The sequence below is a fragment of the Rubripirellula obstinata genome, assembly GCF_001642955.1.
In the GTDB taxonomy this organism is placed as follows: Bacteria; Planctomycetota; Planctomycetia; order Pirellulales; family Pirellulaceae; genus Rubripirellula; species Rubripirellula obstinata.
Map to the genome: position 1 here is coordinate 52,322 of NZ_LWSK01000003.1, position 12,224 is coordinate 64,545.

Genomic DNA, 12,224 nt, shown 5'->3' on the forward strand with positions numbered 1-12,224 from the left:
GTGACCAATCGACCTGGGTTCGAGCGAAGTACGTCAAGCCACGAAGCCAGTCTCTCCTTTGGACGCGAGACGCTGCGACGAGCAGAACAATTCTCGGGTGGCTCATCTGTGCCTCACAAGAATATTGACTTTCGTTGTCGCCATGTCACACATCAACACCCCTGGGCGTCTGAAGTCGCAATTTACCTGTGAGTCGCAGCCACACATTTAGACGCAAGCATTCTGTTAGAGACTGCTTGTGACCACATCCAAGTTTTCATGCAGTGAGGAACCGAATGACTGACAAAGACATTCCAGCGGCCAGCATCACGACGGATGACCAAACCCACGAGTTGCCTGTGGTGCCAACGCAATTCATTTATCCGTTTGTGCTTGTCACGACGCTTTTCGCGCTGTGGGGATTCGCCAACGACGTGACCAACCCTTTAGTCGCGGTGTTCAAAGATGTCTTTGTCATCGATAACGCTCAAAGTACGTGGGTGCAAATGGCGTTTTACGGAGGGTACGCCACCATGGCGCTGCCGGCGGCGATCTTCATCCGCAAGTTTTCCTACAAGTCCGGGATCATTGTAGGTTTGTTGCTTTACGCGACGGGTGCCCTGCTATCGGTCCCTGCTGCTTCAGGCGCGAACTTCAATCTGTTTATCATTGCACTCTATATTCTGACCTTTGGGCTCGCATTTTTGGAGACAACGGCGAATCCTTACATCTTGTCGATGGGACCGGCGGAAACATCGACTCGTCGTCTCAACTTGGCTCAAGCCTTCAATCCCGTTGGTTCGCTCACTGGGATGTTCATTGCCGGCACGGTCATTCTCTCTACGATCCAAGTCGAGGACTTTAAGAGCGATGTGAATGGTTTTCATGACGAACTCAGATCGGCAGCGGTAGAGAATCAAGAATACAAGATTCTTCCCTTTCTCAAGTCGAAAGAGCGCGAACGATCCAATGATGCGAACGTCAAAGCCTATGTCACAAACTTGGCTCCTGATGCCCAGGACGTTGCCTCGACTGCGTTACAAGATTTTAAGGACGGGAAGATTGCTTCCTTTCAGGGCAAAACTCATTCCGAACTACAGAAGCATGATCTAAAGATTGTTTCGATGCCCTACATGGTGATTGGCTTTATCGTCATCGGCGTGATGATTGTTTTCATTCTGACGAAGATGCCCGACACCAGTCCGCAGGGTGATGAGCATGATCTTCATTTCGGTAGGACCGTTGGCAGATTGATGAAAAATCCCCGTTACGTGGGAGGCGTGATTGCGCAAATGTTCTATGTGGGAGCGCAGATCATGTGCTGGACGTTCATTATTCAGTACGCTGAAAACGCTTTGGGGATCGATAAGGCGACAGCGCAGAATCACAACATCCTGGCGATGGTCATCTTCCTCTTCAGTCGATTCATCTGCACTTTCTTCCTGAAATATATCTCGCCAGGAAGGCTGCTGATGGTACTCAGTCTCGGTGGGCTCGCCTGCACGCTTGGCGCAATTCATTTGGAAGGCATGGCCGGACTCTATTCCCTGATTGCTGTTTCCGCCTGCATGTCGCTGATGTTCCCAACCATTTATGGATTGGCACTCGACGGTGTCGGTGAAGATGCCAAGCTGGGTTCGGCGGGCCTGATCTTTGCCATCGTCGGCGGGGCCTTCATGCCGCGTTTGCAGGGTCAGATTCTCGACTTAGACTCTTTCATGGGAACCACGGCGATCCGGGGATCATTTTATCTGCCAGCACTTTGCTTTGTGGTGATTGCCATCTACGGAATTGTTTGCTGGAACCGTAGGAAAGCTCCAATCTCCAAAGGCGAACTCGCTTAGGAACTGTCGAATGTCCCGGTTGAATTCGACTTAGTCCGCTGGGAGAAATCGCGGCAGCAATACAAGAACGCAGCAATACAAGTAACTTTCCCAGTCGTCGCATGTTGATACTTGCGGAGAGGTTTAGGTTCTTGTCCTCTTATGTTTTCACTCATTCAAGATTTGCATCTTCGATGCGTTTGCGTTGCTCGTGATTCAGGCCCTGCTTGAAGTAAACATCATGCTTAATAAACGCGCGATGACGTTTCATGTCCGAATCGTGGACGTCTTGGCTGAGGTCACAGTCGAACCGCGCAAGAACGGCGTGGTTCTGACTCCATTGGGTGTAGTTGTTGAAGTGAGAAATTCCCCAGGTGATGCCACGCCCATCGGTTGTGTTGGTGAACGCATCGGGGACATAGGGGCCAGCGGCAATGGGCATCAACTGGACCATCGAAGCAATCTCGAAGTTGACGCCGTCTTTGGCAAATTGAATCGTGTTGTGTTCGTTCCCGTCGCCGTGAACCATCGCCGCGATGCCGTCTTGAAACGGAAACAATGACGTTTCATGACCGGAACTAAGAACGGGATTAAGAGGGTGCTTTTCAAAAGGCCCGAGCGGATCGTCAGCAATCGCCAATCCCTGCATCCGCACTAAGTCTGGATCGCCATCGGAATCAGATTTGTAGTACAGATAGATCTTGTCGTTGTGGACAAGCGGATAGGGATCGTGAATCGAGTATTGGTCCCAATCGCCTGGGGCACCGTTGGGAATCACGATCTTGTTGTGTGGCGTCCAGGGACCATCAGGAGAATCCGCGTAAGAGACCGCGACGGGACAATCGTCCCCGCGCGTGCCGCTCGCTTCCATAAAGCCTTGGTAGTAGAGGTAGTATTTCCCCTTCCAAAACAGGATGTCAGTGGTGGTCACACTTCGCCAACCGACTTGTGGTTTAGAAGGGCGTGGGATCGCGACGCCTTGTTCGGTCCAGTTGAAACCGTCTTCGCTGGTCGCGTACCAGATATCGGCCAAATCCCAATCACTCGATGGAATGGTGTCGGTGCATTTCTGTGGACCTTGGGGCGGGACAGGCGTGTGACGGTGCGTGTACCAAACGTAGTACTTCCCGTTTGCAAGAATCACCTTGGACGGATCGCGACGGGAAATCGTTCCGTCATGATCGTTGTAGTCAAAGCCGTTCAGTTGCGTGTACTTAAACAGCGAATAGAGTTCGTTGTCTTCCGGGCGAGGTGCTAAGTAGGCGGTGTAGTTCCGCTCCATCGCCGCGCTCATCGGACGATCAGGCTTCTGCTTGGGCAACACAAAGGGAAAGCCAGGCGACGTTGCTTCAGGCACCGCTTGTGGTGTTGTTTTCGGTGCTGTTTCCGGTGCTGCTTTCGCTTGAGGCGGTTCCGCCTCGCAAGCGTGTAGCGAAAAGAAGGTGGCGAGCACGAGAAAGACTATTGCGAATTTCATCCCGGTTCTTTGTTGTTCGTACGCGATGCGCCTCCCACAAGCCGTGGCGGCATTGAAACGGTAGGACTCCGACGTGAGAGAAGCTGACGCCAAAATGCTAATTGTTAACATTGTGTTCGGTCCACGCCGATTGTCAAGGACTTTCAGCGACTCAGCGCAGGACGACTCAGCGGTTCAAGATCCTTGCTTAGCCGGACTTTAAGTCTAAATGGCAATCCCCATCCTTGTCTTTAAGTCGCGTCGCTCCGTCATCTTTTCCTGGAAGTCGAAGTTTTGTAGGCTCAGATGACATTGTGAATTGTTAACATATGGAAAGGGTCTTCTATTTGACCCATGGTTGGCAAGCAAAGGATCAAGGCCTTTCGACGGCTCCAGCGAAATTCAAATCCATCGCTTTCCCAGTACAAGTCCAATCGCCAACAACGATCAGGCTACGAGAAGTCAATGCTAGATTTCATTTTCGCGTTGTCAGGTGTGACTTCAAAAAATCGATCCCGCCGAAAGTCGATGAGCATCTGCCGGCGAATTAAAAAAGTAGAACTGCTGGAATCGCGAATCCTGTTGGCTGGGCTGGCGGATGCCGAGTGGTCAGTTCTGCCTGTTCCAGCTGATGCGGGCAACGGATTGGAGTGGAGACTTGCGACGGAACTATCTGATGAATTCAACGAGGACACGATTGGCACCGTTGCTGATCAACTACAGAAAACCTCGGGGGTTCTCGATTGGAACATCGCTCCAGACCATGACGACAGCATCAAGTGGGTGGATTCCAAACCAGACGGATGGCTCGGCCCGGGGGCGACGTATTTCGACAAGAACAAACCGGCTAGTGATAAGAACTATGAAATCCAGAACAGCAAATTGATCATCTCAGCGACGAAAGTGCCGCTGGACCAACAAGTGACCAACCTTTTAGAGCCGGAATTCACGCGATCAGTTTATACCAGTTACATCACGTCGAAACACAAGTTCGGCCCCGGGACATTCACCGAAGCCTTGATTCGGACTTCATCCACGAAGGTTTCCACCAACTTTTGGACGCTCAGCGATAGCAACGAAACCGAAATCGACGTGGTTGAAGTTTACGGTGACGGGAATTGGTTTCCTCGTCGACCATCCAGTAACGTTCATATCTTCAAACGAGGTGGTGACGGCGGAAACAATAATAGCGACCAAGTTCATCATGTTCACCAACAAAGTCTTGCTGGTCAGTGGACTCGATGGGGTGTTGATTGGAAATCAACCACGGAACTGGATTTCTACATCAACGGACAATTGGTTCGGCAGTTGGATTTGGCAACCGGCAATAACGTGGTTTACAACGAAAACGGCGAAGTCGTCACCAGTGCTAATTGCGATTCTTTGACTCAAAGCACCTGCATGGGCACCGACGGGTACAACTGGGACGCGACCAGCCAATTCCTAAACGAAGACATGCGATTGATTTTTGACTTGGAAGCTCATTCGTGGCGGGGAGAAGATGGGATTCCTTCGGATGCTGACTTGGCCAATCCGAGCGTCAATCAGATGCAAGTCGAATGGGTACGCACCTATCAACGAATCGTCGCCAATCAACCGGCATCCGGCGTGCCGATTGTCCAAGGGTCCGCCCAACAAGGCCGAGCGTTAATGGTCGACACTAGCGGAATCCAAGATCCAAATGGATTGGGGGAATTTGTCTATCAATGGATGCGTGACGGTGTCAACATTTCGGGCGCGAACGCATCAACCTATGTCCTTTCCAACGGCGATATCGACAGCACTGTTTCGTTACAGATCGCGTTTATCGATGGCGGTGGTAGCGAGGAATTCGTTTTCAGTGACGACGTCGGACCAGTCTTTCCTCGTGACATCGACAGTGACTTTGGCGATGCTCCCGAGTCTTTTGGAACTCGTTTTGCCGACGACGGCCCTTCTCACGCAGCAACCGGACCGCGACTAGGTCAGCGACGCGACGTTGATCCCGATGGATTCCCTTCAACCAGCGCCACCGGCGACGACGATTCGAGTTTGAGTGATGAAGACGGAGTCATGTTTGGCGGCATCACCCCCAACGGTTCGCAAGCTGCCGTCAATGTCGATGTGCAGCAAGATGCGGTCAATATCGACGGACAGCAAGCTGCTGTCAACATCGATGGACAGCAAACTGCCAGCCCCCGGATTGATGCTTGGATTGACTTTGATCAAAGCAACAACTTCACATCTAACGAAAAGATTCTTGACGGTGTCGCCGTTTCTGGCGGTTTGCAAACGCTGAACTACGACCTGCCTGCGGGACTGACTGCGGGTGACCGCTATGCCAGGGTTCGGATTAGTTCAATCGGCGGGCTTTCACCGACCGGGTTCGCGCCCGACGGTGAGGTCGAAGACTATCTGATTTCCGTTGACGCCCCCAAAGTCGAAGCGATCACTGTCAATGGAGGCGATGCTCAGCGGTCTTCCCTGGATTCGGTGACAGTAACTTTTGATCGCGATGTCGAAATAGACCAGTCCGGATTAGGAGCATTTCAAGTTTTGAACTTGGACACGCTTCAGTCGGTTGATCACAAGGTGAGTGTCCAAATGCTGGATGGGCGGACCGTGGTCGACCTGTCATTCACACCGTCAACGTCTTCCGTCAATGAATACGGAAGTTTGGAAACCGCGAATTACAAACTGGTCATTCTTTCATCGCGTCTTTCGTCAGCGACAGTTTCGATGACGGGCGACCATATCTTTGGCGACCACAATCCCACCGATGCATTCTTCCGCAAATACGGCGACATCAATGGCGACGACGCCGTCGGACTGACCGACTTTGCAGGATTCCGAGGATCGTTTGGAAAAGCAGTTGGTGAACCTGGATATCAAGTAGGTCTCGATGTCGATGGTGACGGGAGAATCGGCTTGAAGGAATTCGCGGCATTTCGCGTTAGCTTTGGAACTTGATCGCGATGTTCAGGTAGCGGGTGTCCGAACCGTGATTTCGGCTAAGCGATGGAAGTCTTTGTGATTGAGTATCAGCAAAGGAGTGACCTCAGGCTCAATCATGACGGGACGAAAACGCGACGCAGCGACAGGTTCCAGTCTTCATGACGTCGCCGGGGCACCGATCATTGCACTGATTTGATTGGGCAAGAAAAAAGGGTCAGGAGCCGTTTTGGCGATCTGCGCAGATACCATCGCCTGCCCCGCCAATTTAGCTCCTGCCCATTTTCTATTCGCCCTCAATCGAGAGCAGGTCGATCAAATGCCAGATGTTAATTGGCTTGGGCAACCTGACGATCAACCTCCATTTTGTCGCCGTCATGCATGATTTGGCGAGCCATCAGGATGACGCGATCGTTTACCTTCACCGGGACACCTTGGACGGTGATCTGCGAGCCTTCTTCCAGACTGCGATCAAACGTCGTCTTGGGGCCCAAGTCCACCATCATGGTCTTGCCATTCTTGGTATTGACCTTGGCCAATTGGTGTTGCTGCCCACGGACCTTCACCGTTTTCGTCTTCTCGACGGTTCCTTGGAACTTCTTGCCGTTTCGGTCAATCGTGATCGTGCCGTCTTTAAGAGAGGCTTCGGTTGCAACGAACAGTGGCTTGTCGCCGACCTTGACTGCGTGGCCATTGGCCGTCAATTGGTCGCCTTCGGAAACACTGACCGATTCGGCGGGTCCAAGATCGATCGGCATGGACTGCCCGCTTGGTACTTGGACGGATGCAAGTAAGTGCTTGCGATCTCGAACATTAACGGTCTTCGTATCGACGACTTCGCCCGACAATTGCATCAGAGTTGATTTCATCTGCTTTTGTTGGTTCTGGGCTTGCTGCTTCGATTCTTGCTGGCCTTCACCGTCTTCGTTGAAGGTGTAGTAGTCGAAGTCTTCGTAAAAGCCATCGCCGTCGGTGTCGCTGTAGAACGCGTAGGCATCGTATAGGCCATCGTCGTCCGTGTCGTAGTAGTTCGAGTAGTAATCGTTGTCCCAATAGCTGTAGCCGTCATCGTAGTAATCATAGAACCAGTCGCTATCGCTATCTTCATCTTCATAGCCGTAGTCGCTGTACAGGTTCCAGTCGTTGTCGGCATCGCTGTCGGTCAACTCATCGGCGTACGACCAGGTTTCATTATCCCAGCGTCCGACGGCTTCATCGGTCGGGTTGTAGTCGTTTCCGTCAAACCATTCCGATACGTCATACCATGCGTCATCTTCGTAGTATCGGGTGTTGCTGCCAAACTCATCAGCTTGCACCAGAGCCGTGGGCGTCATCATTGCAGCACCGATAATACCAGCAAGGATGGCTCGTTTCTTTTGTCGCATTGTCATTTTGTTCTCCATGTTCGATTGGAAAATTAAGTCCACACGCTGTGGGCTTGTTTAATCAATGAATGGTTGCAAACCCGATGCCAATACGGAGTTTGACGGCGTTTCAGATGGCGAACTGACCTGGATCGACAGGCCTGGTGCTTGGTTGACGATCAAGTCGAGCGATTTCGAAGCGGTTCATTGTTGTTTGTGAGATGGGGTTTGTGAGATGAGGTTCTGCGAAAGTGGGGGGACATCGATTTGATTGCTGCCGGATTAGTGTCGTTACTCATCCCGTTTGATTCCGTGGGTCAAGACCCACGGCACCGTGCTGACGCCCCATCCGGGGCTAAGGAACGTACAACTTTTTTATAGTCGCCTTTCGCTCGGGACGTCGCATCAGTTACTGCGTCTTAGGCCTGGAGGGCCGGAAGCTTCCTGCCGGGTGCGCGAGCACCCGGATGGCTGCCCCAAATCAATTCTCTGTAACTAATTCTCTGTAACTAATTCTCTGGCTGCGTTTGGCCTATAAATTGCCCCATGTCAACATCGGCGTCGCAGGATGAAGTTCTGCCGATCGCCTTACTGTCAACAAATCGCTCGTCGCCATCGAAGCGACCAGCCCGCCCGGTTTGGCGACAAGGACGAAGCTGTCACGAGCCAAGCAAAGCCGTGACCTTGACTGGAGCTGACCCTGACTGGACAGCGGCACTTTGGATTAGCCGCAGTTTTAGCGAGAGCAACCGTGGCGAATGCCAAAACGGCTAATACGCTCGGCGCTGTTCCAAAGGCACGCTGTCCAGCTAACCATCTTTGCAAAAGCCAAACCCAACAACGAACCCCATGACACCGACGGAGCCTGAATATGCTTGCTGACTTTAGTATTTGGACACTCGACGACCCCGCGATGCACGACGACATGCAACTCGTTCGCGAAACACTGGACGAACGCGGCCTGGAATACACGATGAACAGAATGTCCACGTCTGTGGAAGGATCGCTTACGCAGATAAGCGAATCAATCGAGGCATGTCGGCAAAAGCTAGCCGTCAAACACAATCGCCTATTGATCCAAATCACTTTTGATGATGATCGTTCAAAGTAGGCGTAAAGATCGCTGGCAGTTGAGAGACAGGTGGCACGCGCGTCCACTGTCGTATCGCGTTAGACGTTGGCTACTGCCTGTTCAGCGTTAATTCTGTTTTTGCGATTACCGCGGGTGAAGGCAACGATATTGTCAACGGTGGTGTCGATGATTCGTTGAACCGCTTCGCGTGTGTTGAAAGCGCTGTGCGGCGTCACCACAACATTTCGCATTCGAATCAACACCTGATCGACCAACAGCGTATCGAGTGAATGATGTTGTTCGTAAACGCGTCGCAACAGTTCGGCTTCTTCCCGGATGACGGGCTCCTCTGAAAGTACATCCAGCCCGGCGGCGGCCAAGTTGCCTTCGGCCAGCGATCGCAACATCGCTCGTTCATCGACCAAAGCTCCACGAGCAGTATTGATCAACACCGCTCCGCGTTTCATCAGCTTGAATTGGTCTGCGCCAATTAAGTGCTTCGTTTTGGCTGACCCCGGCACGTGCAAGCTGACCACGTCCGATTGTTTTAGCAATTCATCAAATTCGACGTAGTCAAAGCCAAACTTTTCTGCTGCGTCGGCGTTGGGTTGCAAATCAAAGGCAATGACATTCATTCCGAATCCATGTGCAATGCGGATGACGTGCTGTCCGATATTACCGGTCCCGATCACGCCAAACGTTTTTCCCTCCAGATCAAAACCCTGAAGCCCACGCGGCGAGAAGTCGCCCTTGCGAGTTCGGTCGATTGCTTCTTCAAGTCGGTGGCTAATCGTCAACAGTAAACCAAAGGTGTGCTCGGCCACCGTCGCCGACCCGTATTCAGGAACGTTGCAGATCGCAATCTCTCGATCATTGCAATGATCCATGTCAATGTGATCGAACCCGGTCGATCGAGTTGCGATCAGTTTCAGGTGATCGAATTTCTTCAGCGTTTCATCGTCCAGATCGGAGTAGACAAAGGTGGAGATGACGTCGGCATCTGAAAATTGAGACGCATTCTGGGCAGTCAGGCTATCGGCGGTCAGCGTGAGTTCGTGGTCCTCGCGAAGTCGTTCAAACGTTTCTCGTTCCCAGTCTTCCACGTCAAAAATTGTGATGTTCATCGAAGTCCCATCGGTAGGTGGTTGTATTTGCAATGAGATCAAACGCACGCAAACTCCGCGCCGAACATGCTTGCTTTAGTACACAACTAGCATCGCAATTAGGACACTTCTCGATGAACGCAACCATCCGCCTCCACCTCGCAGCCGGCCCCAGCACGACGCGCGGGGCGATGCCCACGCCGTGAAGGGTTTCTAAACTGTTTAACCGCGTGGGCATCGCCCCGCGCGTCCATGCGGGGCGAAACGCGCGGGGCGATGCCCACGCGGCTAAACGAATTAACACGTGTTTTCCGGGACCAAAACGCTTCAGCGCGTTGGGTGGAATCCCTTGGAAAATTCGCTCTGGATGCTATTTACAGAAACCTAAAGGGTGGCGTTCACCGAGAATCGATCATGCCACCGCGTGTTCGTGCGTGCCACCAAAGATGCGGTAACGTGACCACCGCGTAGGCAATAAACGCAAAGGCTGCGAACTGATCAGCGGAAGGTCCAAAGAACAGCTTCGAGAGCTCGAATCGATTCCCACCAAACCTACCCATCCAAAGAAACAAAGCGACTGCCAAAATCGGAATGGTTGCGAGCAATGTTGCCAGCACTGTTGCAGGTCGGTCGTTTCGTTCAGTTTCGGTCATCAGGTGAACCGTTGACTTGACTGCGTGCCAACCACCAACGTAAAGCCCGATAAAAAACAGTGGATGCATCACGAAGGCACAGGCGGCTAGCACGATCGTTTCGATCCACCATTGTCGCACATGCCCAACGCCACGAAACGCCAGCACGGTATGAGAAGCAATTGCCAAGAAAAGAATCCCTGTGCTTGCCGACCTCGCTACGTTGATGCCAACAAATTGAGGTGTCGCAAGAGTCAACCCGTTGACATGAAGGACATCTTGGCACAACCCAAGAAATGCGATCGATTCATTCCAGTGGATCGCGATTGGCAATCCAACAACGACAGTCCCACGAGCGATGACGGCGAGCGTAGCGAAGGAAGCAAAGCGACTTCTTGGTAAGTCTTCGAATCCAAAATGAATTCCGGCTAGAAGCAAGAAGGCTGCAATGGCAACGCTTGGAGCCAAAACAAGCGATACTGCCGACACGAATAACAGCGCCAGATAGTAGAATGCCAAGTTCCATCGACGTTGTCGAATTCCGACTTGCAAAAGCTGCCAAGGATCAGCGGCACCGTGCAGCATTCCGATGGTTAAGAAGCCCAGGTTCAAGGCGAACGCAGGCGACTTCCAGGAATAGGAGCAGATGATCTCCGCCAAAGCCAGGATGGCAAATGCCGTTAGCATTCGAAGGACATAACTACGTCGCCACCGCCAGTCGCGTGGACTGACGATGACGTCGCTCAGCGATTTGAATTCGCAGTTGTAAACGTGCAATGGATGCTCCACGTAGTCACTGGTTATTTGGCGAGCACCGGTGCCGGACGACCACTCGATTCCTGGTCACCGTAGAAATCATCGGGAGTCAAATCGGGAACATCGCCGCGTGTGACCGCTTCCCAACTGCACTCATCCATTGCGGGCTGAAAACCTTCGGCGGCCGATTGGAAGGTGGCTACTCGCGCGAGCATCGCACCGTAAATCACTTTTGAAACAACGTCGCAGAACGTGAAGATGAATTGACGACTCACAGCACCACCGGCGTTGAACGCAAAGGCAGGCATCGCGATCGCGATTCCGTAGGCGGTCCAGGATCCAACGAAGAGCCACCAAATTCCTCGCATCACATTTCGAGCTCTGGCATGCATGTGATCGGTTCGGTCGAATACGTCTTTTTTCACCGAGTAAAGGATGTAGGCGAAAGCGACCCAACCGAGCAGATAAAAGGTCCAAAAGTAGAATCGCGAACTCGGATCGCCGAGGGTTGGGTGGAAACCACCCTCAAAAAACTGCGCGGTGTAACTAAAGTAAATCATCGCCAAGCCGCCAACGACGAACTTTGCGGCCGACCGGAAAAAGGTCACCCCCGCAACTCCGATCACGGCTAGTAGTTGCACTTGCAACATTGGGACGTCAATCGTCCAGTTCATGTAGCGGAAGCCGTTGCTAAACGTAGCGCGTGAAAGATTGCTTTGATCCTCGGGAATAGCCCCGGCCAAACCAATGATCCCATCCTCCATATTGGCATTCACGTATCCGCCTTGGCCTTCACCCAACACATTAGGAACGTAGGTAAATGCGTTGGTCCAACTTTCATACTGCGTCCACAAAATCAGCGCGGCGGAAACCATAACGACGCTGCCCAGGTAGCTAGTCGTTCGATACTTCGGCTTGGTGGAACTGACCGTGTATGCGAAGTAGATCAACCCAGCAACCATCGCTCCCAGCCCGAAAACGAGTACGTGAGAAATCAGTTGGAACTGGTAGTCCGTGTAAACGAGATAGTTCTCCATATTGGACATCAAAATTACCTTCTTAAAGCGGTGGAGTTCTGAAACAACAATCTTCTTTGACAACGTTCGCA

General features: G+C 52.2%; 8 protein-coding genes. 3 read left to right on the forward strand and 5 right to left on the reverse strand.

From position 1 onward, the window contains the following. Positions 1-275 precede the first annotated feature (275 nt). Complete coding sequence (locus tag RC85_RS01785; RefSeq protein WP_068258162.1) at positions 276-1,823, forward strand: MFS transporter; 1,548 nt, start codon at positions 276-278, stop codon at positions 1,821-1,823. A 151-nt stretch (positions 1,824-1,974) separates the two neighbouring features. Here the strand turns inward: RC85_RS01785 and RC85_RS01790 are convergent, their stop codons facing one another. Next, a complete protein-coding gene (locus RC85_RS01790) occupies positions 1,975-3,279 on the reverse strand; it encodes a glycoside hydrolase family 117 protein (protein WP_084422271.1) in 1,305 nt (434 codons plus the stop codon). A 444-nt stretch (positions 3,280-3,723) separates the two neighbouring features. Here RC85_RS01790 and RC85_RS01795 point away from each other — a divergent pair, with 444 nt between their 5' ends. After that, positions 3,724-6,207, forward strand: a complete 2,484-nt coding sequence (locus RC85_RS01795; RefSeq protein ID WP_162273158.1) for a GEVED domain-containing protein — start codon at positions 3,724-3,726, stop codon at positions 6,205-6,207. A 311-nt stretch (positions 6,208-6,518) separates the two neighbouring features. On the opposite strand, the gene RC85_RS01800 is transcribed toward RC85_RS01795, so the two are convergent. Then, entirely contained in the window at positions 6,519-7,580 is a 1,062-nt protein-coding gene (locus RC85_RS01800) for a MamS/MamX family magnetosome protein (protein ID WP_149752884.1), read from the reverse strand. Positions 7,581-8,424: 844 nt separating this feature from the next. Between RC85_RS01800 and RC85_RS01810 the strand changes: the two genes are divergently transcribed. After that, entirely contained in the window at positions 8,425-8,664 is a 240-nt protein-coding gene (locus RC85_RS01810) for a thiamine-binding protein (RefSeq protein WP_068258166.1), read from the forward strand. A gap of 59 nt (positions 8,665-8,723) precedes the next feature. On the opposite strand, the gene RC85_RS01815 is transcribed toward RC85_RS01810, so the two are convergent. From RC85_RS01815 to RC85_RS01825, 3 genes are all read right to left on the reverse strand, one after another. Next, a complete protein-coding gene (locus RC85_RS01815; protein WP_068258167.1) occupies positions 8,724-9,749 on the reverse strand; it encodes a hydroxyacid dehydrogenase in 1,026 nt (341 codons plus the stop codon). Positions 9,750-10,126: 377 nt separating this feature from the next. Continuing rightward, positions 10,127-11,137 carry a Brp/Blh family beta-carotene 15,15'-dioxygenase gene (locus RC85_RS01820; RefSeq protein ID WP_149752883.1) on the reverse strand — a complete coding sequence of 337 codons (1,011 nt, stop codon included), beginning with the start codon at positions 11,135-11,137 and terminating at the stop codon, positions 10,127-10,129. A 23-nt stretch (positions 11,138-11,160) separates the two neighbouring features. Beyond that, complete coding sequence (locus tag RC85_RS01825; RefSeq protein ID WP_238383078.1) at positions 11,161-12,162, reverse strand: bacteriorhodopsin; 1,002 nt, start codon at positions 12,160-12,162, stop codon at positions 11,161-11,163. Between the last annotated feature and the right edge of the window lie 62 nt (positions 12,163-12,224).

Bases quoted from the DNA above. Each gene is read 5' to 3' on its own strand.
- RC85_RS01785 (WP_068258162.1), top strand. From the start codon at position 276: ATGACTGACAAAGACATTCCAGCGGCCAGCATCACGACGGATGACCAA.
- RC85_RS01790 (WP_084422271.1), bottom strand. From the start codon at position 3,279: ATGAAATTCGCAATAGTCTTTCTCGTGCTCGCCACCTTCTTTTCGCTA.
- RC85_RS01795 (WP_162273158.1), top strand. From the start codon at position 3,724: ATGCTAGATTTCATTTTCGCGTTGTCAGGTGTGACTTCAAAAAATCGA.
- RC85_RS01800 (WP_149752884.1), bottom strand. From the start codon at position 7,580: ATGACAATGCGACAAAAGAAACGAGCCATCCTTGCTGGTATTATCGGT.
- RC85_RS01810 (WP_068258166.1), top strand. From the start codon at position 8,425: ATGCTTGCTGACTTTAGTATTTGGACACTCGACGACCCCGCGATGCAC.
- RC85_RS01815 (WP_068258167.1), bottom strand. From the start codon at position 9,749: ATGAACATCACAATTTTTGACGTGGAAGACTGGGAACGAGAAACGTTT.
- RC85_RS01825 (WP_238383078.1), bottom strand. From the start codon at position 12,162: ATGTCCAATATGGAGAACTATCTCGTTTACACGGACTACCAGTTCCAA.